Origin of the sequence: Devosia sp. LjRoot3, assembly GCF_964252865.1 — a bacterium.
Classification (GTDB): domain Bacteria; phylum Pseudomonadota; class Alphaproteobacteria; order Rhizobiales; family Devosiaceae; genus Devosia.
In genome coordinates this window covers 757,539-782,595 of the sequence record NZ_CAXUPK020000002.1, presented here as the reverse complement: position 1 = coordinate 782,595, position 25,057 = coordinate 757,539, and the positions used below count along the sequence as shown (strand labels likewise).

The following is a 25,057-nucleotide window of genomic DNA, read 5'->3' as shown; positions in this document are numbered from 1 at the left end:
TCATCTCCGCGAAAGCGGAGATCTCCCTCCTCAGGTGAGATTCCCGCTTTCGCGGGAATGACGCCGTGGGCGTATTCCTCCTAGTGCTCGAACCAGGGTTCACCGCGCCCAAGGGTCATATGCAGACCCTTGAACTGCGAATATTCATCAAAGCCATAGCGGCCGAGTTCGCGACCGACGCCGCTCATCTTGTAGCCACCGATGGGCATTTCCGGCGTTCCATCGATCACCGAATTGATCCAGCACCGCCCGGCGCGAAGCTTTCGCGTCGTCTGGATCGCTGTTTCCAAATCGCGAGACCAGACACCGGCCGACAGGCCGAACGGCGTGCCATTGGCGAGCGCAACAGCCTCCTCCGGCGTGTCGAAACCAATGGTGGCGAGCACCGGCCCAAAAATTTCCTCCTGCGCGATCCGCATGTCGGGCCGCACTTTGTCGAAGACCGTCGGGGCAAAGAAATTTCCCGAGCCTTCGTCGATCTTCTCCCCGCCCAGCAGCAGCTCGGCGCCATCTTCCAGACCAGCCGCCACGTAGCCCGCAACCTTGTGGAGATGCGGCACGGACACCATTGCGCCATAGCGGGTCGTGGCGGCCAGCGGGTCGCCGAAAGGCAGGCGACGCGAGAGATCGAGCAGACGCTCGAGCAAGGCCGGGCGGATGGAGTTTTGAACAATCAGCCGGCTGCCCGAAATGCAGCACTGGCCGGCATTGTGATAGACGCCATAGGCGATGCCATCAGCAGCTGCCTCAAGGTCAGCATCGGCAAAAACGATCTGCGGCCCCTTGCCGCCCAGTTCGAGCCCGACGCGCTTCACATTGGCAGCCGCAATGCCGGCCAACTGCGTGCCCACTCGCACCGAGCCAGTAAAAGCGACCATGTCGACGCGCGGATCTTCAGCCAGGATCTGCCCCACCTCCGGCCCATAGCCGGTGATGACATTGAACACCCCCGCCGGCAGACCCGCCTCAAGCGCGATCTCGGCCAACCGGATCGTCGTGCCCGAAGTGAATTCGCTCGGCTTCACGACAACCGTGCAGCCCGCCCCCAGCGCCCACGGAACCCGCTCGGACACAATGATGAACGGGAAATTCCACGGGGTGATGATGCCCACCACCCCAGCCGGCTCGCGCAGCACCAGGCCCAGCCGATTGGTGCCGATGGCATTATGCGTATCGCCTTCGAGCCCGCGACACTGGCCAGCGGCATAGGTCCACAGATCAGCGCAATAGCCGATCTCGCCCCGCGCCTGATTGATCGGCTTGCCCGTCTCCAGGCATTCGATCAGCGCCAGCTCGTCCTGATGTTTCAAAATCCCCTGCGCGATGGCATGGAGAATGGTGGAGCGCTCCGCCCCGCTCATCCGCCCCCAGGGACCATTGTCAAAAGCAATGCGCGCAGCGCCAATCGCCCGCGAAGCATCTTCAGTCGTCCCAGCCGGCCATACGCCGATGACCTTGCCCCTATGCCCGGGGCTCTCGCGCTCCACCACCTTGCCGGACACCGAGTCTACGGATTTGCCGTCGATAACCATGCGATAGGCGCGTTTACTCGCAAGGCGCGGATCACTAAGATTCGGAACGGCAAAATTGTCCTGAAAGCTGGATTGACTTGTTATGGCCATGGCGGACTGACCCACCTCCCCGAAGATGCTGGACCCGTGCAAACGCGTCCTGTATGGAATTGTATGGTACCGTATGGCGCATTGACCCAAGCTGTCAATGGCATGGGCGAGATGTAATATGACCTTGGAAATGCAGACTTCGACGGAGAGCGGGGAAAGCGCGGCAGCGACCATCGAGAAGGACCTGCGCCGCTCGATCATCGAGCTCGAACTCCTGCCCGGCACACGGCTCTCCGAGCAGGATATCGCCACCAAACTTGGCGTTTCCCGGCAGCCGGTGCGCGAGGCGCTGATCCGCCTCGCCAATTCGCGCCTGATCGAAATCCGGCCCCATCGCGGCACGGTTGTGGCCCGCATTTCCGCAAGGGAAATGATGGAAGCGCTGTTCGTGCGTCAGTCCGTGGAAATCGCCGTCGTCGCAAAGGCCGCGCAGAATTTTGACGCCTGGCAACGCAAGCGCATCGCCAGTCTCCTCGCCAAGCAGGCCGAGGCGGCCGAAAAACTTGACCATGCCGGCTTCCGCGAGCACGACGAGGCTTTTCACATCGCCATCGCCACCGGCGCCGGTGTTGGCATTGCCTGGATTGCCATTGCCGACATGAAGACGCACATGGATCGGGTCTGCAACATGACGCTGCAGAGCGAGGCCGATATGGCCCGCCGCGTGCGCGAGCACACCGCCATCATGGACGCCATCGACGCCCATGACGTGGAAGCCGCAAAAGCGGCCATGGCGACGCATTTGGGCAGTATTCTCGACGATCTTCCCGAGCTAGAAACCCGTCACGCCAATCTTTTTATCTAGACCGCTCGGAGATTTTCATGACGCAAACCGCCCGCTATCCGAGCCTTGCCGGCATGCCCGTGGTCATTTCCGGCGGCGCCTCCGGCATCGGCGAATCCCTCGTTCGCAACTTTGCCGCCCAGGGCGCCAAGGTCGGCTTTGTCGACATCCAGGACGAGCGCGGCACAACCCTCGCCAACGAACTGACCGCCGCCGGTCAAACCGTGCGCTTCACCCACTGCGACATCACCAATACCGACGCCTACCAGGCCGCCATTGCCGGCTTCGCCGCCGCCCACGGCGACGCCCTCGCCCTCGTCAACAATGCCGCCCACGACCAGCGTCACGAATGGGAAGAGGTCACCTCGGCCTATTGGGACGACCGCATGGCGGTCAACCTGAAGCACTCCTTCTTCGCCATCCAGGCCGTCGCCCCCGGCATGGTGAAAGCCGGCCGCGGTTCGATCATCAATACCGGCTCGATCAGCTGGATGATCATGTCCCCCAAAATCCCGGTCTATGAAACCGCCAAAGCCGCAACCCATGGCCTTACCCGCGGCATGGCCCGCGAACTCGGCAAATCCGGCATCCGCGTCAATACGCTGGTCCCAGGCTGGGTCATGACCGAACGCCAGCTGACCCACTGGGTCGACGCGTCGGCCGAAGCACAGATCGACGCCCAGCAGGCCCTTGCCGGTCGGGTCCAGCCCGACGACATCGCCCGCATGGCCCTCTTCCTCGCCGCCGACGACAGCGCCATGATTTCGGCCCAGCAATTCATCGTTGATGGAGGCTGGGCAAACGGCTGAGGCTAGGCTTTACACCCCACCCCATCGTCACCACCGGGCTTGTCCCGGTGGTCCATGCCCTCCAAAAACTGGATTGCCGGGACAAGCCCGGCAATGACGACAGCGTATAGGGCGCAAGAAGCCTAGACGAACAGCGCCGCCGGCTCGACATCCAGCGCCTGCGCAAGATTGTCGATATCATCGAGCGCCAGGTTGAACCTGTCAGAGGTTTCGAGCGCGCGCACTTCGGCAACGCTCCAGCCGAGACGCGTTGCAAACGTCTCAAGGCTCAGATTGCGGATGCGGCGCAGGCGAATGACATTGCCAGCAATCAGCATGGCACCGGTCATTTCAGGAGCAGGGGCGAAAGCGGTAGCAGCCATAGCGATCAACCCACCAACTTGAGCTTGGCCCGGGTCTCGGTCAGCTCGGGATTGGAGAGGCATTTCAGCAGCTTGATAGCCTTGTAGGTGGCGCCGTTCATGAGCATGCCATTGACCTCGGCCACGAGCCCCGAGTGCTCGGGCGACTGCACCAGCAGCGCCTGCACAGCCTCGAAATAGGCGACGTGGTGACCCGAAACATCGCCGGTCAGATACATCTGCTGCACGGCATGGCGCAGACGATGGGCGGGTGAATTAAGGTCGGCGTCCGAAACATAGTCCTCGGAACGCAAAACGGGGGCCTTACCCCCCACGAGAACATTGACGATGCTGTCGCACTGAACGGTGATCTCAGCGGTGCCGACGAAGAAGCTTTCGCCGGGTTTTACAGTGAGCTTCAGAGCCATCGTCTTTCCTTCTGGGTAGAGCCGGGGGCGACCACGCCGCCCCCGGAAAGTCTTGGCGATTAGCGCAGGAGCTGCAGAACAGCCTGGTCCTGCTGCGAGGCCATGGACAGAGCCGACGAGGAGAGCTGCTGGCGAGTCTGGAGAGCCAGAAGGTTCGCAGCTTCTTCGTTGGTGTCAGCCAAGGTCAGGTTCGCAGCGCCGGTTTCCAGCGTGTTGATCATGTTCTTGGTGAAGGTCTGGCGGTTTTCGACCGACGACAGGTTCGAACCGAAGGTCGAAGCCTGCGAGCGGAGTTCCGACAGAGCCGTCGAGAGCTTGCCGAGCAGGGCGTCGATATCGGTGTCGTTATCGAGGTCCTGGCCGATGAGGCTTTCCAGGTTCAGGTTAGCCGCAGTGATCGGGCGCTCGTTGCCGTTCTTGTCCTTGGCCTGAATCTGGATCGAGGACGAACCGGATTCATTGAAGGTGATCGTCAGCTTGTCGCCGCGGAGCAGGTTGATGCCGTTGAACGAAGAGTCATCTGCAAACTTGTCGAGCTGGTCGCGCAGGTCGTTGAACTGCTTGGCCAGGTTGTCACGGATGACGTTGCCAGCGATCTTGTGCTGGGTCGGTGCACCAACGCCTGCGCCGTCCTTGTCGAACTCGACGTCGAGCTGTTGCGTCGAGAGGTTCTCGATGCGCAGCTTGCCATTGTCGTTCGAAGCACGAACCTTGCCGGCAGTGGCAGCGTTGCGGTTGATCTCTTCGACGAACTGGTCGACCGTGTTGGACGACTTGTACGCCGATACTGCAGCCTTGCCGGTCGAGACGTTCTCCGTACCAAACAGGGCGACATCCTTGCCCGAGACGGCAAGGGTCTTGCCTTCCGTGTTATTGGCGGTGAACACCAGCTTGTCGTCGGCGTCGAACGAGGCCGTCACGTCGTTGATACCAGCAGCCTTGAGCTGGTCGTTGATCAGATCAAGCTGATTGGTCTTGTCGTAAGGCGAGCCGTCACGGCCAACGACGTTGATCTCCGCCGACTTGTCACCGTAGGTTACGGTGAACTTGTGCGAGGCAGCCTCGACAGTCTTAACGTGAGCACCCGGCGTACCGGCAGTCTGGCTAACGGTGATGCCGGTCGTGTCTGCATCAACGAACGTGCCCGCAACGGCCGGGGCGGCCGCCGTACCACCACCTGCTACGGCGGTTGCCGTCATGACTGCAGCAGTCTGACCTTCTCCGGCCGCCTTGCTCGTCAGGGTCATGACGTTGGTGCCGGTATCATAGCTGAGCGTGTACTTGTCGTTCAGCGCAGGAGTAGCGGTGAATGCAGCCTGCAGGTCAGTGTAGACGTCATCCGCGGTCGCACCTTGAATGCCGTTAACTGCAATGCCATCAAAGGTGAAATTGACAACGCCCGCGCCGGTGGTAGCGGCGGCCGACAGATCGAAGGTGGTCGTTGCATTGCTCTGGCCGGTGGTATTCAGACCACTGATCGCCGGAGCGCCCAGATTCGGCTCTGCCGAACGCAAGGTGATCTTCTGCGTGGTGGCATCTGCGACGACAGTGTACTTGCCGTCCTTTGCCTTGGCTTCAAGCGACGAAACAAAGTCGGCAAACGAAGCACCACCGTTGCTGATGGTCTGAGCGTCAGCACCGCTACCAACCGTCACAGTGCCGGCATGGGTCGCGTTATAGGTGAACGAGGTTTCACCATAGGTCGCAGCGTTAATGCCGGAGACAAACTCCACCACAGGCGAGGCCTTGGTCTTGTCGGTCTGCTCAATGATGACCTGACCTTCGGCAGCATCCGCACTAACAGTGTAGCCCGAACCAGTGCCGAGCGCCGACGTAATGGCACTCGCAATGTCGCCTGCGCTGGCATAGGTGCCGGCATAGCCGCCGGCGCCCAGCGTGATTTCACGGCCATCGATCTTGAGCTTGTCGCCAGCACCAAAACCAGCAGCAACGTCATACTTGACCAACGCGCGTGCACCCTCGCCCGGTGCAGTAGAGTCGGTAGCCGCAGCACCGGTCGCGTCCTGGTAAGCCAGATTGAAGGAAACCGCGGCCTTTTCGCCACCCGTGGGCTGCTGCAGCTTGACTTCGTACCCTTCTGGGAACTGGCCGCCGGAGAGCTTCAGGGTGCTGTCCTTGCCGACTTCATAGTTGTCGGTCTGGAACGACTTGTCCTGGCGAGCCTGACGCAGGGTCGACTGCATGGACTCGATATTCTTGGTGATCGCGGTGATGCCCTTGTCGGCAGCCTCGATGACCTTGATGCCCGACGCCATCGAGTCGAGCAGGTTGCTCATGTCGGCGGCGCGGCTGTTGAGAGCCGAAGCGGTGAAGAAGTTGGACGGGTTGTCCAGGGCAGAGTTCACCTTGTTGCCGGTGGCAAGACGGTTCTGCGTCTTGTTCATCATTTCGGCGGTGTTCTGCAGGCTCAGAAGGTTCGTGCGAACGGCCTTCGAGAGAGAGATATCGGAACCCATGTGTGGTGCTTTCCTTCTGGAAACATGAGCCGCTTCATGCAGCCCTTTTACAAATCAGAGGATTGTACGCATCACATTAAAAGCGCGTTAATGATGCGGATAGACCTACAATTAATCAAGCAAATTTTGTACTCATAAACCGACACGGCCACGCACTGCCAAACCACGTCTCCCGGGCGGGGCAACGGCTTCAGAACAAAGACATGCATGAAAACAACGCGCTAAAGCGCAGAGCGGAGCCGGCGATCGCGACGCGCTTTAGCGGCGATCGCCGGCTCCGCTCTGCGCCCAAGGGCATGGAAAGCTCAGGCGCCGCGATAGCGCAGGGCGAACTGTGTACGATTGGTAGCGTCGAATTTGCGCAGGAGGCTTTTGACATGCACCTTTACGGTGCCAACCTGCAGCGACAGCTGTTCGGCGATTTCCTTGTCGGAAAGACCGCGCGCCAGATGCGTCGCCACATCCTGCTCGCGCGGCGTCAGCGGGCTGGCCTGCTGACGCAGCATGAGGTCGGCGGGCACGAATCGCTCGCCCGCCAGCACCAGGTTGAGGGCATTGATCAGGGCTTCTCCGGGCATGGATTTGGGCAGCCACCCGACAACGCCACGTTGCAGCGCCTCTCCCGCCACCTGTGGATCATCGAGCCCGGAAAGAAAGGCGATGCGCAGGCCCGGCCGCCTTGTTGCCGCCATCTCTACCGCTTCAATGCCGCTGGTGCCCGGCATGGAATAGTCCAGCAGCAACAGGTCTACCGGCGCATCGGTGGACAAGAAGTCCAGGACGCTTGCGAGCGACGAGAAAACCTGCGCCTCGATATCGGCGCCGCTAGATTCCAGCAAGAATTTAACGGCATCGGCGAAAAGCAGATGATCGTCAGCAATCAGCAGCTTTCTAGACACATTCCAACCAATTCAGAAGCTTGAGAGATTTTATGCGAATTTTACGAACCATGGTCACGGTGATTCTTCTTGCCGCGATTTGGCTCGTATCATTCCGCATCGCCGATCTATTTACGGTTTTCAGGACATATTCAAGTGTGTGGTTCCTGCCCTCCGGCGTCACTATGGCTGTCGTGATGGCAGCCCCCGGTTGGCTAAAACTGGTGCCGCTCCTGGCGCATCTCTCGCTGACGCTGCCGCCCGTGCGACAAGTTTTCGACATCGAGGTCGCGAGTGACCTCGACGTGCTTATCCACAGCATCAGAATCTATCTGATCTATGGCGGCACCGGTCTGTTCCTCACAAGAGTGATGCGGATCACCCTGCCTTTCCGCACCTGGGGCGAGGTGCAGTGGTTCATCGGCGCTGCCATTGGCGCGGCGTCTGTGGCTTCGGCCGCCGGCATCGGACAAAGCGTGCTGCTCGGCGAAATAGACCCCTCGGGCGCCCTGACCCTGGCCGAGCCATGGTTCCTTGGCGACGCCCTCGGCGCCATCATGGTGCCGCCCATGCTGATACCAGCGATCATGCTGGCTCTGGGCCGGCCGCTCGGCGCCTGGCGATGGCCTAGTGCCCGCGCTTTTGCCGTGCAGACAGCCATCTTGTCCGTCGCCTCGTTGATCGGCGCGCTAGGTCCGTCGTTGGATATCAACCTATGGTACCTGGTCCTCCCATCCGTGCTCGTCTTTGCTCTGCGCGGCGGCTTCGAGCACGCGGCGGCGGCGGCATTCCTCACCTGTATCGCCACCCCCACCGTTGCCATGATCTTCACCGGTGCCGTCGAGGTTGCCGGCCTCCCGGCACTGCTCCTGACCACCGCCATCGCCGCCCTTCTCGTCGGCGCAGCGACTACCGAGCGTCAGCAGGCCGCCGACCGGCTCGAAGAGCTCGTCGCCCAACGCACCGAGGAACTGGAAAAGGCCTATGAACTGCAGCGCCATCTCGTGCGCTCGCTCGGCCACGACCTGCGCCAGCCGGTGGAAGCCATCAACCTGACGGTCGCCGCCATCGACGATCGCAGCGATATGCAGGTTCGAAACACGGCCCTGACCCGTGTCCGCCAGCTCGGCACCGTGACCTCCGAACTGCTCACCCGCATTCTCGCCTATGCCCGGCTCGACACGGGCGACGTCAGCGCCGAACTCGCGCCCCTGCCGCTGGCGCAGCTGATGGACCGCTTGCGCGCAACCTATATCCCCCAGGCCCAGCGCCGCTCCCAGCGCCTCGTCTGGCCCGATACCAACCTCACCGTGGTTTCAGACCGCGACCTGCTGTTCCAGATCCTGTCCAATCATCTCGACAATGCCATTCGCCTCACCCCCGAGGGCGGCACAGTTGAAGTGCGGGTCGAGGCTCAGGCCGAGGGCATCAGCATTCTCGTGATCGACGGCTTTGAACCCTCGTCACCGCACCAGTCCAGCCGGGGAGGTCTCGGCCTGCGCATCATCTCGCAGGCCGCCAGTCTTCTCGGAGCCGAGATGGTGGACGAGCAAAACCGCAAAGGCATAATCCTACCTCCAAAGAGGTAGTTAATCCTTCCTTAATACCCGCCAAGCGCCCCCGCCATCGCCGCTAAGAGTCAATGAGTTCAAGCACACGATTCGGAATGCCCATGACCCGCCTGCCGGCCGCCACTCTCCTCGGACAAAACGTCCGGCGGCTCTGCAAAATGCAGGGCACGAGCCTCGATGCGCTTGCCGAACGCCTCGACTGGTCCGAAAAAATTCTTGCCGACCTCAAGGCCGGATCGCTCGATCTGACCCTCGACCAGCTCGACGAGCTCTGCGCAGCACTCGCCGTCACCCCCCAGAGCCTTTTCGATGACGCCGTCGCAGCCGAAAATCAGGCGCAGGAACTGCGCTACGGCTGATTGCACCGCCGCCATGCTTTGTGTAGCGTTCCCTTGGGGGGCGCCGAAGCTTTTATGGATAGTCGGGAACTGGTAGCCTGGAACATGCGACGCCTGCGCGTCGAACGAAAACTGTCCCAGGAAAAACTCGCCGAGCTTGCAGCGGTGGATCGCACCTATGTCAGCCGGCTTGAGCGCATGATGGAAAATCCATCCATCGGCATTCTGGACAAGGTCGCCACGGCCCTCTCCGTCTCCATCGCCGAACTCTTCGTGCCCCCGGCCCAAGATGAGGCACGTCCAAAACCTCTCAAGGCCGGACGACGCCCGTCGACCCCATCTGACGCCAGCTAGTCCAAAAACACCGTCACCGTATCGCCCCGCCCCTCGGCGTCGACTACCGACAGCGTCACATAGCCCGGCCCATCCGGCGTCCAGCTATCCTGGCGCGCAAATTGCGAACGCCCGAACGGCGCCCCATTGGCAAAGAACGTGAATGGCGGCACGCCATTTCGCACCTTCACCACCAGTGGCGACAGCGACCCGCTGCGCAGCCCTAGGTCGACATCGACGCCATCGCCGGGAAAGGCGATTTCGGGCGCGGAGATGCGCGCGACAAGGTTTTCATTGGGATGCCTGAACCGTCGCAACGGTGTGGGTAGCTCCGTATTGGACGCAAACAGCACCCCCGGCGGCGCCTTGGGCAAAGCCGCCTTGCGGCTCCCCAACCGATCAAACGCCTCAAAAAGGATCGGCGCCGCCCCGGTAATCCCCGACAGTCCCGGCACCGGCGCCCCATCGGGTCGCCCCACCCAAACACCCACCACCGTCTTGCCATCGAACCCGATGGCCCAGGCATCGCGATACCCGTAGGACGTACCGGTCTTGTAGGCGACGCGCCCCGGTGACCCATTCAGCGGCGGCGGCACATCGGCGAGAATGTCGGCGACATACCAGGCCGAAACCGGATCGAGCACATCGGCCGAAACCTGCGGCACCGGCCGCTCGCCGAGCCCATCATAAAGCGACACCGGCTCACCCCCATGCCCCAGCGCCGCATAGACGGAAACGAGATCGCGCAGGGTGATCCCCACACCACCCAGCCCCACCGCAAGGCTCGGCGCCGTATCCACCGGCAGCAGCGGATTGGCATGCGCCCGCTTCAGACGCGAGACCAGCCGCGCCGGCCCCACCGCATCGAGCACCACCACCGCCGGAATATTCAGAGACTCCGTCAGCGCATCATGGATGGTGACCGTACCGCGGTTGAACCCGTCGAAATTGACCGGCACATAGCCGCCAAAAGCCGTCGGCCGATCTTCGATGAGACTCTGCGGATGCGCCAGACCCAGCTCAAAGGCGAGCCCATAAATCAACGGCTTCAGCGTCGAACCCGGCGACCGCACCGCCTTGGTCATATCGACAAAGCCGGCGCTCTCGGTCGCCAACAGCCCCGCCGACCCCACCGAGGCCAGAATTTCGCCGCTCTCGATATCCGCCGCGAGGATCGCCACCGACACGCGCGGATCGATCAACCGCGCCCGCGCCGCCGCCAGCCGCTCCAGCGCATCCTGCAATCTCTTGTCGAGCGTCAGCTCCACCGTCCGCGCCGTCGGCTGTGCCTTCACCGCCTGCTCAGCCATATGCGCCGCCAGCATCGGAAACGGTTTTCGTGCCGTCGGGATCGGCTCAAGCTTTGCCGCCCGCGCCTCCTCCTCGGCAATCGTCCCAATCGACACCAGCCGATCCAGCACCATGTTCCGGCTCGCTAAAGCCGCCGCCTGATCCCGATCCGGCCGCCGCGCCTCCGGCGATTGCGGCAGCGCCACCAGCAGAGCCGCCTCCGCCGTCGTCAACCGCGTCGGCTCCTTGCCAAAATAAGCCAGCGTCGCCGCGCGAATCCCTTCAATGTTCCCCCCATAGGGCGCCAGCGTCAGGTAGAGATCGAGGATTTCATCCTTGCTGAGATTTGCTTCCAACTGCTGCGCATGGATCATCTGCCTGAGCTTGCCGAAGGCATTGCGCGTCGGCTGCCCCTCGATCAACCGCGCCACCTGCATGGTCAGCGTCGAGCCGCCCGAAACCACCCTGCCCCCAGCCAGCACAAACTGCCCCGCCGCGCGCAGCATGGAATTCCAGGCAATGCCTTCGTGGCTCGTAAACCCGCGGTCCTCATAGGCAATCAGCATGTCGATGAAGCGCTTATCGACGCCCGCCCGCGTCACCGGCAGGCGCCAATGCCCACCCGCCGTCGTGAACGGCCGCAGCAGCAGCCCATCCCGGTCGGTCACCTCAGCCGAAACCGGCAGAGTCTCAAGGTCAGGCACCGCCGGCAACGACGCCGAAATCGTCGTCGTCCACGACACGAGCTGGATCACACCAGCCAGCACAATCACAAAAACCGAAAAACCAAAAAGCGTCAGCCGCGCCACCCATGGGCGCGGCTGCTTGTCCTTCGTATCTCTACCCTCTTCCGTCATTGGCCCTGGGCGGTGATCTCGATCGAGCTCGCCGCCGTATTGCCGCGGAATTCAGGACGATACATGTCTTCCACCGTCGCGCCCGGCAGTACGAACGTGCCCGGCGTCACCGCGCGAACCATATAGGCCGTGGTGAACGTGCCGGGGTCCGAGCCATAGCGGAAGGCGGCGACATATTGGTCGGTCCGCGATTCCACATGCGCCGGGATGTTGAGCGACAGCCAGTTGAAATCCGACACGCCCTCACCGTCGGAAAGGTTCGGGTTTTCGATTTCAAAGCCCGCCGGCAGCGGATCGGCGACGATATATTGCCCCGAGCCCAGATCATGCGGCCGCACACGCAGCACCACGATCATGCGGTCGTTCTGGGCCAAAGTGCCTTCGGTCGGATCGACCTCGGTGCCATCGGGCAGGTAATAGGCCCGCGAAATGGCAAAGCCATCATCCGAAGCATCCGGCGGCACCGCCGGATACCCCGTCACCGTCACCTTGGCCTCGGTATCGGCCGAACCGCCATTGGCAATCTCGACCGTCTCGAAACCGGCCTGCTCGACGCGGCGATAGACCTGCCCCGTCAGCGCTTCGCCATTGATGGTAACAGACCCATCCGTGCTGCTCGCCCCGAGAGCCGAGGCGGCCAGCAGCGTCCAGGTATCTTCCTGCGTCGAGGTATAGCGGGTCCGATCGCGCAGCTTGGCCAACTGGTTGGCGAGCGAAGTCAGGTCGACACCAGCCGGCTTGAACTCAGCCGCCAAAGCCAAGACACCCGCCATATCCCGCAAGCGACTACCGTAATCGCTGCGATAGCGGTTGCTGTCCCGCGCCTTGCCCACGCTCTCGACTGCAGCCTCAAACGCTTCTTTGGCGCGCGTCGTATCGCCATAAAGCGCCAGGGCCGCGCCAAGCTGCGCCTGTGCCAGCGGCGAACCGAAGGCATCAAGACGGGCTTCGAAATAGTAGCGGAGATCACCCATCGCCACCCGACCGGCACGCGCCAGATCGTAAAGCGCATAGGCAATGTCTTCGCCGCCATTCTCGAAGTCGCTGGCATAGGAGAGCTGGTTGGAGAGGTTGTCGAGCGCCATGCTTAGCGCCTGTTCGGGCACGGCATAGCCGGCCGCCTTGGCGCGCAGCAGGAAGTCGGTCACGAACCCATCGAGCCAGAAATCCCCGCCATCGAAAGGTCCCCAGAGGCCAAAGCCGCCAGCCGAAGTCTGCTTTGCCAGAATGCTGGCAATCGCATCGATGACAGTCTGGTTGAGCTTGTCATCCTTGGCCACCCCGATCATCTGCGCCACCTCATTGAGATAGAGCAGCGGCAGGGCGCGGCTGGATGTCTGTTCGGCACAGCCATAGGGATACCGATCAAGCGACAACAACAGCCCAGGCACATCGAGCCGCGCAATCGGCCCGATGGCGAGGGTCATCGACCCGGTATCCGCGAGCAGCCCATCGAAATAGCTCGCATCGATAGAAACGCTGCCATCCGCCTTGATCGCCACCAATCGACTGGTCGTCACCGGCGCACTGGTCGGCCGCACACCAAGCAGCAGTTCCTTGGTCTGCGTCGTTCCATCTGGCCCCGTGACGGTCAACTGCACCGGCCAGTCGCCGATCTGCATGCCGTTGAGCTTCAGATCGAGCGCAGTCCGCTCGCCCTCTCCCAGCTCCACATCGGTCGTCTCTGCCGAGGTCGAGATCCCCTCGCCGGTCGACAGCGCCACCTCATAGGAACCTGCGGCCCCGCCGACATTGTTGACTTCCACAAGCAGCCGCGCCTCGTCCCCCACACGCAGGAAGCGCGGCGGGCTCAGCGTCACGACAACCGGATCGCGCACGATCACATCGGTCGAAGCATGCCCCACCGCCGAGGCAGTCCAGGCCATGGCCATGACGCGCACCGTGCCGGTGAAGTCAGGCATGTCAAACGTCACCGTCGCCTTGCCATCAGCATCGACTTCCACAATGCCCGTATGCAGCGCCACCAGCACCGAGATCGGCGGCGGTGTGCCGAGGCGCGAACCGCCACCATCGCCACCCGAGCGCATCGCACCCGGCAGACCCTGCGTCGGATCGATCAGCGAGCCATAGAGATCGCGGATTTCCATGCCGAGCTGGCGCTGGCCAAAGTAATAGTCATCCGGCGCCGGCACCTTGAAATTGGTGACATTGAGAATGCCAAGATCGACCGCAGCCACAGCCACATAGGCCTTCTCTCCCGCGGCCACATTGGCTAGCTCAACACCCACCTCAAAGCTCTGCCGCGGCAGCGTTACGTCCGGTGCGCCAAGCTTCACATCAAGCTTGCGATCGCCCGGCTCCACATCGGCAAAAGCCAGACCCAGCGCACGCGAAGGCATGCGCTTTTCCGCCGTGTCGGACGGACGATAGAGCACCGCCGTCACATAGGCGCCCGGCCCCCATTCCTCGGTCACTTCGAGCGGCACGGTCGTGCCACCTTCGGGCACTTCCACCGCTTCCATGGCGATGACGCGATTGTCGATCACCATGACCAGCGCCGTACCGGCAAATTGCGGATCAAGCTTCAGGTTCGCCGTCTCGCCAACCTTGTAGGCCGGCTTGTCGAGCGCCACCTGCAGCGTGTCCGGCGTGTCCGAACCCGCATCGGCATAATAGTAGCCGGCGTAGAATTCATAGCTCGACGAAGTGCCCTGCCCCTCGACTTCGAGACGATAGAGTCCCCAATTCACATTGGCGCCCACGGTCACCGAACCGCCATCCGGCGTATCAGCCTCGCCATTGGCAATCTCGCGCGTGGTGGTGATCCCCTCCCACTGCCAGGTGCTGCCATTGCGGTACCATTGATAATTGGTCTCGACCCGCGACAGCGTCCAGCCAAGCCCCGTCGCCGCGACCTTCGCGCCCTCGGGCGACACGACGATCAGTTCGAATTGCGCTTCGCTGCCCTCTTCGAGCCCCGTCGCATCGGCAAATACCGGTTTGATGCCGATCCGATCGCCATCGGCCAGCACCGGCCGCGTAATGCTGCGCTCGACCGTGCGCCCACTGGTATCGACCAGCCGCAACAGCACCTGCGCCTCAAGTGGTCGCGTCGTCGCCTGCCCCTCGGGCAAGGTCACCTCGGCCACCGCATTGCCGTCGTCATCGGTCACCCCGACCGTGCCCAGCGGCTCGCGCGTGGTTTCAATGGTGTCGTCCAAACGGCCGAACGTAAAACCCGGGAATTCGGGCAACGTCGTCCGCGGCCGCACAATGGCATCGGCTTCGACCGACAGCCCCGGCGCCGTCGCGCCATAGAGATACTTTGCCGCAATATCGATCAGGTTGACGTCAGTGGCAGAAAACGCCCCCTCGCCCTGCGGCTTGATTTCAAAAGCGAGACGCTCCGGCTCAAAGTCTTCCACGAGGAAGGTCGTGCTCGACAGCGCATCGGCATTGGGATCGGAGTAAATCCGCAGCGTCCACGAGCCACGCATGGCTTCGCTGGCCATTGGCAGCGCCGCATAGTAGCCGCCCGCACCCTCGTCATCCATCACCTGGCTCGATGCCACAACGCCATCCGGCCGCTCGACTTCAAGCGTCAAAGGCAGGTTCTCCACCGCCTCGGCCCGCGCATCGCGCAAGAGAGCGGTCAGATGCACCACCTCGCCCGGCCGATAGACGCCGCGCTCTGTGGTCATGAACAGATCAAGCGGCCCCGGCGATGGACGCCCTTCCACGCCACGGTCGGTCAGGTCAAAGGCCGGCTTGGAAAGATCGAGGAAGGCGTAATCCCCCTCCGTCTCGGCCACCAGCAATTGCGGCGCCCTTCCGCCCGTGCCGCGCGCCAGACCCGGCGCAAACACCGCGCGACCATCCGCATCTGTCGTCGCTTCGCCCAGAATTTCATTATTGACCGCGACAAGCCGCACATCGGCCCCAGCCACTGGCTGTGCCGTCTCAAGGCTACGCACAAAGGCATGCACGCCATCGTCGCCGGCAATCGTCGTCACGCCCAGATCGGTGACAATGAACCACTGCGTCGCCAGATCAGACCAATAATCGTCATCCGGCTCGCCCTTGATCCGCGCTGTGATCACATAGGCCCCTGCCTCGAGCGTCCCCAGCGCCTCGGCCACAGGAATGGCCGTCGTCGTCAGCGCATTATTGTCGCCCTGCGCGAGGTCAACCTCGCCGGTCCAAACCTGCTCGCCCACGCGATCGGCAATGTCCTCGGCATTATATTGGCTGAGGCTTCCCTGGAACACGCCATCGCGCACCGCCGTCGCAATCCCGCGATCGCCAATGCGATAGATCATCACCTCTGCCGTCTCGGCGTTGACCGAGGTAATCGGCAACCCGCCGCCGAGCCCGGCCGGCATCACATAGGCATTATTGGCAAAGCCCACGAAGGGCGCGCGATCGGGCACGTAGACGCTTAGGTCGACATCCTTGCGCAGCTCTTCGCCATTGGCTGAAGCCAGCCCGGCCCGCAGCTTGATCGTGTAGCGATTGCCATACTGCACGCCTTCGACGCAGATCTGCTCGCTTTCGGTCTCGACCGAAACCTGCGGCGCATTGGCGACAGACACATAGGCAGAAAGATCGGTGCTGCCGAGCGGCTCGGAAAACACCACGCAGATGCGTGGCGACGCAGCTTCCGCATCGACCACATGATCGGTCACCCGGAACCCGTGCTGCGCCACGACGCTATCGAGATGCGCCTCGACATCGGCATCCGGCACCAGCGCCAAAGCCGCACGATAGGTCGCGATCACCTCGCGCCACATCTCGCGATATTCCATGGCATTGGCGAGCGCGCGCAGGCTCCCGGCCCGCTCGTCTTCGCTCGTCGAACGCAAAAAGGCATTCATCGCCGCATTGGAGCCGACATAGGAGAGATCGTAGCTATTGTCCCCCTCGCTCTGCCCGGCCACCACATCGGCCCGCCGCAAGGCAGCCTCGGCCAGCGCCTGCCACACGGCGCGATCATTGGCATTGATGGCCAGCGCTTGACGATAAGCCACCATCGCAGCCTGATAATTTTCGTTGGCCACCTCTTCGTCGCCGGAAGCCACTAGATCGACATAGATCGACTTCGGCGCCGGCGCGTCGGTCTGGGGCAGGTCGCGCGCAAAAACCTTGGCGGAATCGACCAGCGATTGCGCCGGGAACGGCAGTTCGGCCTGCCGCACTGCCTCGGTCACCGCCGGGGTGGGCGAGCGGCTGACACGGCCCGAAGTGGCGCCCGAAAACTCGGCGCGATCGCCGATATCACCCTTGAGGAAGCACCATTCGCTGCGCGAATTATAGGTGAACGCGCGACAGATATTGTCCTCGCTACACGCCGCCTGGCAGCTATCGAGGTCGGTATTTTTGACGATGGAATAGTCGAACCCGGGCAGGTCGGTGTTTTCGAAGAGCGTTATCTTCGTCTCGGCCGCAACCGGCATGAGCCCCACCAGGGCCAAAACCAAAGCGCCAAAGACGGAACGAATTGCGCGGCGTCCACCCAGCATCCTGCCCTCCCAAAAACGGCCCCGCATAAGGAAGCCAACCCCAGTGAGAATGCAAGTGGTGCAGAAATTATGACAGCGCCGGATTTTGTTTGTGAGGTCAAGGAAATGCACCGGTTTCCGCGGGTCGAACCGGCCATCCGGAGCGTTGCTATTTTTGAACCTGCCCTTGCTGATTCAAAAGTACCGCTTCTTGTGCGAAATGGGGTAACAAGTCGCGAGGCCGCGGTTTACGCAATGCGAACCCAATGGCTCTAGGCTGACCGGCGACACACAATAGTGGCGCTGCGTCTCAGCGCCCCACACATCATGATGTTGAGATTGCGATGACCCTCTACTCCGATTACCTGGCCGAAATCGATAGCAGAAAAGAGCAGGGTCTTGCGCCCAAGCCGATCGATGCTGGCGGGCTTACCGGCGAGATCATCGCAATCATCCGCGATGCCGCCAATCCGCAGCGCGCCGATGCCCTAAAATTCTTCATCTACAATACCCTGCCCGGCACGACGAGCGCCGCCACCGTCAAGGCCGCCTTCCTCAAGGAAATCATCCTCGGCGAAGTTCTCGTCCCCGAGATCACCCCCCTCTTCGCCCTCGAACTGCTTTCGCATATGAAGGGCGGCCCCTCGGTCGAAGTGCTGCTCGACGTGGCCCTCGGCACTGACGCGACCATCGCCAAGGCAGCCGGCGATGTCCTGAAAACCCAGGTCTTCCTCTACGACGCCGACATGTTCCGCCTGCGCGATGCCTACAAGGCCGGCAATGCCGTCGCGAAGGACGTGCTCGAGAGCTACTCGAAGGCCGAGTTCTTTACAAAACTTCCCGATGTCGCCGACGAGATCAAGGTCGTCACCTTCATCGCCGCCGAAGGCGATATTTCCACAGACCTTCTCTCCCCCGGCAACCAGGCCCACTCGCGCGCCGACCGTGAACTGCACGGCCAGTGCATGATCACCCCTGCCGCCCAGCAGGAAATCGTCGCCCTGCAAAAGCAGCACCCCGACAAGCACGTCATGATGATCGCCGAAAAGGGCACGATGGGCGTCGGCTCCTCGCGCATGTCCGGCGTCAACAACGTCGCCCTGTGGACCGGCAAGCCGGCCAGCCCCTATGTGCCCTTCGTCAACTATGCCCCCATCGTTGCCGGCACCAATGGCATCTCCCCGATTTTCGCCACCACCGTCGACGTGACCGGCGGCATCGGCCTCAATCTCAAGAACTGGGTCAAGAAGCTCGGCGAGGACGGCAAGCCGATCCTCAACAACGAAGGCAACCCGATCCTCGAGCAGAAGTACTCGGTCGAAACCGGCACGGTCCTCACCATCGATGCCAAGACCAAGAAGCTGCGCGACGAAGCCGGCAATGAGCTCGTGGACATCGCCTCTGCCTTCACCCCGCAGAAGACCGAATTCATGAAGGCCGGCTCGTCCTACGCCATCGTCTTCGGCAAGAAGCTGCAGACTTTTGCCGCCCAGACCCTCGGCGTCACCGCCCCCCAAGTCTTTGCACCGAACAAGGAAATCACCGTCGAAGGCCAGGGCCTGACCGCGGTCGAAAAGATCTTCAACCGCAACGCCGTCGGCGTCACGCCTGGAAAAATCCTGCACGCCGGTTCGGACGTCCGCGTCACGGTCAACATCGTCGGTTCGCAGGATACGACGGGCCTGATGACCGCCCAGGAACTCGAGGCCATGGCCGCTACGGTCATCTCCCCGCTGGTCGATGGCGCCTATCAGTCCGGCTGTCACACCGCTTCGGTCTGGGACAAGAAGGCCCAGGCCAACATTCCAAAGCTCATGGCCTTCATGAACAACTTTGGCGTGATCACGGCCCGCGACCCGCTCAACAAGTATCACTCGATGACCGACGTGATCCACAAGGTGCTCAACGACATCACCGTGGACGATTGGGACATCATCATCGGTGGTGACTCGCACACCCGCATGTCCAAGGGCGTGGCCTTCGGCGCCGATAGCGGCACCGTGGCGCTGGCTCTCGCCACCGGCGAAGCCACCATGCCGATCCCGCAGTCGGTCAAGGTCACCTTCAAGGGCAAGATGCAGCCCCATATGGACTTCCGCGACGTCGTCCACGCCACCCAGGCGCAGATGCTGCAGCAGCATGGCGACAACGTCTTCCAGGGCCGCATCATCGAAGTGCACATCGGCACCCTGCTCGCCGACCAGGCCTTCACCTTCACCGACTGGACGGCCGAAATGAAGGCCAAGGCGTCGATCTGTATCTCTGAAGACGAGACGCTGATCGAGTCCCTCGAAATCGCCAAGTCGCGCATGCAGATCATGATCGACAAGGGCATGGACAACGCTGCCCAGACGATCAAGGGCCTGATCGCCAAGGCCGATCGCCGCATCGCCGAAATCCGCTCGGGCGAAAAGCCGGCCCTCTCGCCCGACGCCAATGCAAAGTATTTTGCTGAAGTCGTGGTCGATCTCGACCTGATTGACGAACCGATGATCGCCGATCCCGACGTCAACAATTCCGACGTCTCGCGCCGCTACACCCACGACACCATCCGCCCGGTTTCCTACTATGGCGGCACCAAGAAGGTGGACCTGGGCTTTGTCGGCTCGTGCATGGTGCACAAGGGCGACATGAAGATCGTCGCCCAGATGCTGAAGAACCTCGAAAAGGAAACCGGCAAGGTCGAATTCAAGGCCCCGCTCGTCGTCGCCGCCCCGACCTACAACATCATCGATGAGCTCAAGGAAGAAGGCGACTGGGAAATCCTCCAGAAGTATTCCGGCTTCGAGTTCGACGATATCCACCCCAAGACCGCCAACCGCACGGAATACGAGAATATTCTCTATCTCGAACGTCCGGGCTGTAACCTCTGCATGGGTAACCAGGAAAAGGCCGAAAAGGGCGACACTGTTCTCGCCACCTCGACCCGCCTCTTCCAGGGCCGCGTCGTTGAAGACACCGCCGAAAAGAAGGGCGAATCCCTCCTCGCCTCGACGCCTGTGGTTGTCCTCTCCGCCATCCTCGGCCGCACCCCCAGCGCCGACGAATACAAGGCCGCCGTGGTAGGCATCGACCTGACCAAATTCGCTCCGCCGACCTCGTCCAACCCGATGGACTCCAAGTCGGTGCACTTCTAAGGGCGCGAACCCTAGTCGGGTGACATCACATGAAAGGCCCCGCCGAAATGCGGGGCCTTTTGCGTTGATCGAGTGCCGGCATTGGTTAAGCACCCGTCGTTTTCCGACACGTGCTCCCGCAAGCAACTAGAACTTGACCGCGAGACCCGTCGTGCCGGCGATGCTGTAGCTGCGACCAAAATATACAAGGCCGGTATTGATCCCGGCCTGCCCATAGATCGCGTACTTGCCGTCGCCCCAGCTGTAAGTGCCACCGAGACCGAGCCCACCCCACAGGCTTTCTCGGGCACTCGAAAGACGCACATTCTCAAGGACCACCTGGGATTGCGGCAGTGCATCAATATAAAGGTTGGCAATGCCGTATGCGTGGAGGTGGCTGCGCTCGCCGCCCGCATCGATCCAGTTGTCCCTGTAGTCGGCCGAGAGCCCGAGACGGAGCTTCAGGTCCTGACCATCGGCGAGTGCGACCTTCGCGCCATAGACATCGGAGAAGCGATCAAAAGAGACGCCGGAATAGGTCAGCTGAGCCTGTGGTGTGGCGGACCAGTTTTGGTCCAGAGCGATCTGCCGGCCCGCCTCAAGTCCCATTGCATAGCCAAAGCCGTTGTTGCCAGAAACGAGCCTCGTTTGAGCGGTCGATGAGGACAGAGTGCTGTCATACCAGGTCATTCTCGCGGCGGCATCGAGATAGAAGCCCTCGGTGCCATACCAGGTCAGAGAGCCATCCAGCCCGTGACCAACGCTACCGATCGAGCCGTGCCCGTGGAACGAAGCAACGTCGCTCGAGATCGTTCCATAACGCAGGGCAAGACTGCCGATCACGTCACCCGCACTACCGGTGTAGAGCTGCCGGTCTGCTCCGATCTGCAGCTGCCAGGTGTCGACGCTATAGTCGGCCCCAGTTGTGGATTGAGAGGGAACAACACGCGTGTGGCTGCCGGCCACCCGGCTCCAAAGGCCGCTTCTGGTGCCAGTGGACGAAGCTTCGGTGTTGGTCTCTCCGCCATCCCAGACACGATTGCCGAGACGTTGTTGCAGTGTATCGAGGCCCTCAAAATCCTGCAGCACGGCTGCATAGGCTTCGTACACTGGCGCGCCTGCCTGATAGAGCAGGCCGGCCGACGCCCCTGGACTGACGGCGGTCGAGCGCAGATACCAGTTTCCGTCAGCGGGCGTTGACACCCCGTTCTGATAGAGCCTGTATCCATAGGCACCTGCGACAACGGTCTGCTCCCCGTCCAGCAAATAGTCGCCGAGCAGTGCGAATGACGCGTTGGAGGCCCCTCCGACTTCGACAATCTTTATGCCTTCGATGGTTTGCGCACCAACACCACCGACATTGATGACGCGAACATTGGTGTTGCCAGACGTATCGCCAGTCACGATCAGCAGGTCCGTTGCGGAACTGTCGTCTCCCAGCACCGTCTCGATCTCGAGCGTGCCGCCATTGCCGACATAATTGCCGTTGATGGTCAGCGTGCCGATGGAATTGCCGGGCGCGATCGTACCGCCGGAAAAATTCGTGGTGCTGCCGACCTGGCCATTGCCTTGCAGGCGCCCTCCCACGACTTCGAGGGTGCCTCCAAGAATGCCGTTGATCGACAGGATGCCGTCATGAACCGCAGACACGCCCAAAAGGCCCGAATTGTCGGCGGTGAGTGTGGTCCGTCCCGCGCCAAGCTGCTGAACGCCGCCGGTGCCGGTGATCGTGCCACCGAAAGTCACCTGGTCTGAGCGGTTGAACGCCAGCACACCACTATTGGTGACATTGCCGAGAATGCTGCCGCTCGTGCCGCCGCCGCCCAGCTGCAGGGTACCCGCGTCGATTGTCGTGCCGCCTACAAAACTGTTGGCGCCGGTCAGGGTCAAAGTACCCGCGCCCTGCTTTGTCAGGCCGCCTGCCCCAGTCAGTTCCGGCGAGATGCCAATATCGTAGCCATTGGTGTCAATCGTCCCGCCCGCGGCGCCAAGCGACACTGTCTGGCTTCCATAATTCTGGAAGAACTGCGCGGCGTCGTCCGTCGCGCGCAATACACCACCATCTATGGTGAGATCAGCGGTTCCAAGGCCGCCACGAATGCGGTTCGTTTCCAGAACGCCGCGAGCCCCCAGCGTGCCGCGCAGAACCAGCGTTCCGTTCGCCGACGCACCTGCCGTGCCCAGGTCAACGCCGCCAGCCGAAACAACCGCGCCATCCTCGATCTCCAGGACACCGTGGCCAGCCCCCCCGACAGTGAACAGACCTCCCACGGTCCATGAGCCCCCGGACGTCAGCAGGGCCTCGCCACGACCGGCCGATCCAACGCCTATGGTCGCTGCATTGCTCGAGACGGTCGCACCATCTTCAATGACAATATCGCCCGTTCCGCTGTTGCCGATATTGATCCGTCCGCTATTGGACCAGCGTGAACCCGTTCCGCTGACCAGCACATGGCCTTCGTCCGTATAGCCGACATCGCTGTTCCTAGCCGATACAACGCCCCCAGCGGCAATATTCAACGTGCCGACGCCGTGAAAGCCAATGTCCAGGTTGTTTCCATTGTGCCACTCCGATCCCAGTCCCGTCACAGTCGCGATGCCTTCATCGCCCGCGGAGCCGCCGATATAGGCACTCAGATCGTTCAGCACGCCACCGTTCTGGATGTTGAGTTCCCCATCCCCGTAGAGGCCGATCCAGAGAACGGTGCTGCTATCGATGGTCGCAGGATCACCAGGGTTATTGGTGCCGGTGAGAATGACCTGCTGGGCAGATGCCGGGGACAGGGCCACCATGGCCGCTCCCATCCAAGTCGAGGACAGAAGCAGGCCTCGATATCGCCAACTGGCGATTGCAGAGCAAAGACGATTTCGCGCTTGCGTTGAAATGGAAAGCATCTTGAGCATAGCCGCAAATATTGCGGACTATGCTTAATTGTTTGATAAATTGGCTCCCCACAAGGACTTGCGTGCAAAGCCCCGCGACCTCTCCACGATCCACCAGCCCACCCCAATCACCACCAGCACGCCCAGCGTGCTCCCCAACCACGTTTCCACCTCCGTGATTGGCCTTCCCCAGATCCGCCGCGCAGAAAAGATGAGCAGGTTCGAAACCAGCAGATAGCTCAGCACATGCCGCCCCGGCAGCAGCAGCAGATTTGGCATGCGGGCGGCGAGCAGGCGCGCCAAGGCCCAATAGAGCGCCAGCACCAGAGCCGGGGCGATCACCCAGGGCACGGTCGGCGGAAAGCGTCCCGGCAAAGTGCCCGTCTGCTGCACCTGAAAGGCGAGAAGGCCTGAGCACAGAGCCGCCAGCGCCCAATGCGCCCAGCCCAGTTTCCCGCCGCTCCGCCCCAGCCGAATGCCGACGAGAAACCACGGCAGATAGGGCAGTAGCGGAAAGCTCGCGAAGAGTGTCGTGCCCAGAAGGGTTGCCGATGCCGGCAGCCACAGGTCGACGACGATCCATGTCGAGGCAAAGGACAGCGCCACGGCGAGGCCAAAGGAGAGCGGGTCCAGCGCCATGCGCAGGATGAGCGGTCGAAACAAAGCCAGCAGCAGATAGAGCATGAAGAAGCTGGCGAGAAACTCGCTCCAGCCGAAGAGCTGCCTAAAACTCAGCACATCCAGCGCCAGCGCCCAAGTGAGCGGCGCCCGATCGACCAAGAGCGCAAAGGCAAAGGCCGAAATCCAGGCGGCAAGCAGCAGCAGCACCACCGGCCGCAACCGCTCCCAAAGCCCCCGCTCCCGCTCGCTCCCCATCCCCACGCCAATACCCATGGCGAGGAGAAAGCCGGAAAAGGTGATGAGATTGATCCCCTCGGCCAGCCAATCCACCCAGACCGGCATAGAGCGCCCGAGGAGCTGGAAGACATGGATAGCAACCATGCCCACAACGAGCATGGTCTTGAAGAGATCGAGATCAGCGGAGCGCTTCAACCCTTCACGCCGGCCGAAAGCATGATCGCCTGCGTCACCCGGCGCTGGAAGATCAGATAGACCACCGCCACCGGCAGGCCCGCCACCACGGCCGAGGCCATCAGCTTGCCGTAGACGATGCCATAGGCGTCCTTCACCTGGGTAATGCCCACCGGCACGGTCATCGTCGCCTCGCCTGTCGCGGCAAGGAAGGGCCAGAGGAAGCTGTTCCAGGCACCAATGAAGGTGATGATGGCGAGCGACGCCGTGACCCCCCAGTTCATCGGCAGATAGATGCGGAACAGGATTTTGAGATGCCCCGCAGAATCCATCTGCGCCGCCTCGCGAAACTCCTTGGGCACCGAGTCAAAGAACTGCTTGTAGACGATGATGACAACCGGAACGATCAACTGCGGCAGGATGATACCGGCCCAGGTATTGAGCAGCTTGAACTGCGCCATGAGCACAAAGTGGTTCACGATCAGCGCCTGCATCGGCACCATGAAACAGGCCAGAATAAGCACATAGATCACGCGCCGCCCGGGGAAATCGAGCTGGCTCAGCGCATAGGCGCAACCGGCCGAGGAGACGATCACCAAGGCAGTAATGATCAGCGAGGTCACCATCGAGTTGATGTACCAGATGCCGATATTGGTGTTGTTCCAGATGTGGATATAGCTGTCGAAGACGACGCGATTGGGGATCAGCGAATTGCTGCCCGAGATCACCTCGCCATCGGGTTTGATCGAGGTGATGACGGCCCAATAGATCGGGAAGAACGAGCCGAGCGCCACGAGGATGGTGATGACGGTGAGCACCAGTCCGATCATGTCGATGGG

General features: G+C 61.9%; 16 protein-coding genes. 6 read left to right on the top strand and 10 right to left on the bottom strand.

All coding sequences use genetic code 11. The features are described from left to right. Window positions 1-80: 80 nt before the first annotated feature. The gene (locus ACSQ2A_RS10670; protein ID WP_436072210.1) at window positions 81-1,622 is read right to left on the bottom strand and encodes an aldehyde dehydrogenase family protein; all 1,542 of its coding nucleotides are present in this window, start codon (window positions 1,620-1,622) and stop codon (window positions 81-83) included. A 118-nt stretch (window positions 1,623-1,740) separates the two neighbouring features. On the opposite strand from ACSQ2A_RS10670, the gene ACSQ2A_RS10665 reads away from it, so the two are divergent. Together ACSQ2A_RS10665 and ACSQ2A_RS10660 are read left to right on the top strand one after the other, a co-directional pair. Next, the gene (locus tag ACSQ2A_RS10665) at window positions 1,741-2,427 is read left to right on the top strand and encodes a GntR family transcriptional regulator (protein ID WP_295415157.1); all 687 of its coding nucleotides are present in this window, start codon (window positions 1,741-1,743) and stop codon (window positions 2,425-2,427) included. Window positions 2,428-2,444: 17 nt separating this feature from the next. Then, entirely contained in the window at window positions 2,445-3,215 is a 771-nt protein-coding gene (locus ACSQ2A_RS10660) for an SDR family NAD(P)-dependent oxidoreductase (protein ID WP_436072209.1), read from the top strand. A 122-nt stretch (window positions 3,216-3,337) separates the two neighbouring features. On the opposite strand, the gene ACSQ2A_RS10655 is transcribed toward ACSQ2A_RS10660, so the two are convergent. The 4 genes from ACSQ2A_RS10655 to ACSQ2A_RS10640 form a co-directional block, all read right to left on the bottom strand. Then, window positions 3,338-3,577, bottom strand: coding sequence for a helix-turn-helix domain-containing protein (locus tag ACSQ2A_RS10655; RefSeq protein ID WP_295415159.1), 240 nt, complete (start codon window positions 3,575-3,577; stop codon window positions 3,338-3,340). Window positions 3,578-3,582: 5 nt separating this feature from the next. Continuing rightward, on the bottom strand, window positions 3,583-3,984 hold the full coding sequence (locus ACSQ2A_RS10650) for a flagellar biosynthesis repressor FlbT (RefSeq protein WP_436072208.1): 402 nt from the start codon (window positions 3,982-3,984) through the stop codon (window positions 3,583-3,585). Between the two features lie 59 nt (window positions 3,985-4,043). Continuing rightward, a complete protein-coding gene (locus ACSQ2A_RS10645) occupies window positions 4,044-6,461 on the bottom strand; it encodes a flagellin (RefSeq protein ID WP_436072207.1) in 2,418 nt (805 codons plus the stop codon). A gap of 305 nt (window positions 6,462-6,766) precedes the next feature. Beyond that, entirely contained in the window at window positions 6,767-7,360 is a 594-nt protein-coding gene (locus ACSQ2A_RS10640; protein WP_436072206.1) for a response regulator transcription factor, read from the bottom strand. Window positions 7,361-7,497: 137 nt separating this feature from the next. Here ACSQ2A_RS10640 and ACSQ2A_RS10635 point away from each other — a divergent pair, with 137 nt between their 5' ends. From ACSQ2A_RS10635 to ACSQ2A_RS10625, 3 genes are all read left to right on the top strand, one after another. Then, the gene (locus ACSQ2A_RS10635) at window positions 7,498-8,928 is read left to right on the top strand and encodes an ATP-binding protein (protein ID WP_436072205.1); all 1,431 of its coding nucleotides are present in this window, start codon (window positions 7,498-7,500) and stop codon (window positions 8,926-8,928) included. An 83-nt stretch (window positions 8,929-9,011) separates the two neighbouring features. Beyond that, complete coding sequence (locus tag ACSQ2A_RS10630) at window positions 9,012-9,269, top strand: helix-turn-helix domain-containing protein (RefSeq protein ID WP_295415164.1); 258 nt, start codon at window positions 9,012-9,014, stop codon at window positions 9,267-9,269. A 54-nt stretch (window positions 9,270-9,323) separates the two neighbouring features. Then, window positions 9,324-9,602 carry a helix-turn-helix domain-containing protein gene (locus tag ACSQ2A_RS10625; protein WP_295415165.1) on the top strand — a complete coding sequence of 93 codons (279 nt, stop codon included), beginning with the start codon at window positions 9,324-9,326 and terminating at the stop codon, window positions 9,600-9,602. Here ACSQ2A_RS10625 and pbpC read toward each other — a convergent pair. Together pbpC and ACSQ2A_RS10615 are read right to left on the bottom strand one after the other, a co-directional pair. Then, complete coding sequence (pbpC, locus tag ACSQ2A_RS10620) at window positions 9,599-11,728, bottom strand: penicillin-binding protein 1C (RefSeq protein WP_436072204.1); 2,130 nt, start codon at window positions 11,726-11,728, stop codon at window positions 9,599-9,601. The genes ACSQ2A_RS10625 and pbpC overlap by 4 nt on opposite strands. Then, on the bottom strand, window positions 11,725-17,208 hold the full coding sequence (locus tag ACSQ2A_RS10615; protein WP_436072203.1) for an alpha-2-macroglobulin family protein: 5,484 nt from the start codon (window positions 17,206-17,208) through the stop codon (window positions 11,725-11,727). Before ACSQ2A_RS10615 ends, pbpC begins: the two co-directional genes overlap by 4 nt. 323 nt (window positions 17,209-17,531) lie before the next feature. Between ACSQ2A_RS10615 and ACSQ2A_RS10610 the strand changes: the two genes are divergently transcribed. Next, window positions 17,532-20,324, top strand: a complete 2,793-nt coding sequence (locus ACSQ2A_RS10610) for a bifunctional aconitate hydratase 2/2-methylisocitrate dehydratase (RefSeq protein ID WP_436072202.1) — start codon at window positions 17,532-17,534, stop codon at window positions 20,322-20,324. 126 nt (window positions 20,325-20,450) lie between these two features. On the opposite strand, the gene ACSQ2A_RS10605 is transcribed toward ACSQ2A_RS10610, so the two are convergent. From ACSQ2A_RS10605 to ACSQ2A_RS10595, 3 genes are all read right to left on the bottom strand, one after another. After that, window positions 20,451-23,096: an autotransporter outer membrane beta-barrel domain-containing protein gene (locus ACSQ2A_RS10605; protein ID WP_436072201.1), complete on the bottom strand. Its 2,646-nt coding sequence runs from the start codon at window positions 23,094-23,096 to the stop codon at window positions 20,451-20,453. Window positions 23,097-23,231: 135 nt separating this feature from the next. Next, complete coding sequence (locus tag ACSQ2A_RS10600) at window positions 23,232-24,239, bottom strand: hypothetical protein (RefSeq protein WP_436072200.1); 1,008 nt, start codon at window positions 24,237-24,239, stop codon at window positions 23,232-23,234. Then, window positions 24,236-25,048, bottom strand: a complete 813-nt coding sequence (locus tag ACSQ2A_RS10595; protein ID WP_291409273.1) for a carbohydrate ABC transporter permease — start codon at window positions 25,046-25,048, stop codon at window positions 24,236-24,238. Before ACSQ2A_RS10595 ends, ACSQ2A_RS10600 begins: the two co-directional genes overlap by 4 nt. Between the last annotated feature and the right edge of the window lie 9 nt (window positions 25,049-25,057).

Excerpts from the sequence above, each read along its gene's own strand:
- ACSQ2A_RS10610 (WP_436072202.1), top strand. The coding sequence starts at position 17,532 with ATGACCCTCTACTCCGATTACCTGGCCGAAATCGATAGCAGAAAAGAG.
- ACSQ2A_RS10650 (WP_436072208.1), bottom strand. The coding sequence starts at position 3,984 with ATGGCTCTGAAGCTCACTGTAAAACCCGGCGAAAGCTTCTTCGTCGGC.
- ACSQ2A_RS10670 (WP_436072210.1), bottom strand. The coding sequence starts at position 1,622 with ATGGCCATAACAAGTCAATCCAGCTTTCAGGACAATTTTGCCGTTCCG.
- ACSQ2A_RS10660 (WP_436072209.1), top strand. The coding sequence starts at position 2,445 with ATGACGCAAACCGCCCGCTATCCGAGCCTTGCCGGCATGCCCGTGGTC.
- ACSQ2A_RS10655 (WP_295415159.1), bottom strand. The coding sequence starts at position 3,577 with ATGGCTGCTACCGCTTTCGCCCCTGCTCCTGAAATGACCGGTGCCATG.
- ACSQ2A_RS10595 (WP_291409273.1), bottom strand. The coding sequence starts at position 25,048 with ATGATCGGACTGGTGCTCACCGTCATCACCATCCTCGTGGCGCTCGGC.
- ACSQ2A_RS10625 (WP_295415165.1), top strand. The coding sequence starts at position 9,324 with ATGGATAGTCGGGAACTGGTAGCCTGGAACATGCGACGCCTGCGCGTC.
- ACSQ2A_RS10605 (WP_436072201.1), bottom strand. The coding sequence starts at position 23,096 with ATGGTGGCCCTGTCCCCGGCATCTGCCCAGCAGGTCATTCTCACCGGC.
- ACSQ2A_RS10630 (WP_295415164.1), top strand. The coding sequence starts at position 9,012 with ATGACCCGCCTGCCGGCCGCCACTCTCCTCGGACAAAACGTCCGGCGG.
- pbpC (WP_436072204.1), bottom strand. The coding sequence starts at position 11,728 with ATGACGGAAGAGGGTAGAGATACGAAGGACAAGCAGCCGCGCCCATGG.
- ACSQ2A_RS10665 (WP_295415157.1), top strand. The coding sequence starts at position 1,741 with ATGACCTTGGAAATGCAGACTTCGACGGAGAGCGGGGAAAGCGCGGCA.
- ACSQ2A_RS10615 (WP_436072203.1), bottom strand. The coding sequence starts at position 17,208 with ATGCTGGGTGGACGCCGCGCAATTCGTTCCGTCTTTGGCGCTTTGGTT.
- ACSQ2A_RS10645 (WP_436072207.1), bottom strand. The coding sequence starts at position 6,461 with ATGGGTTCCGATATCTCTCTCTCGAAGGCCGTTCGCACGAACCTTCTG.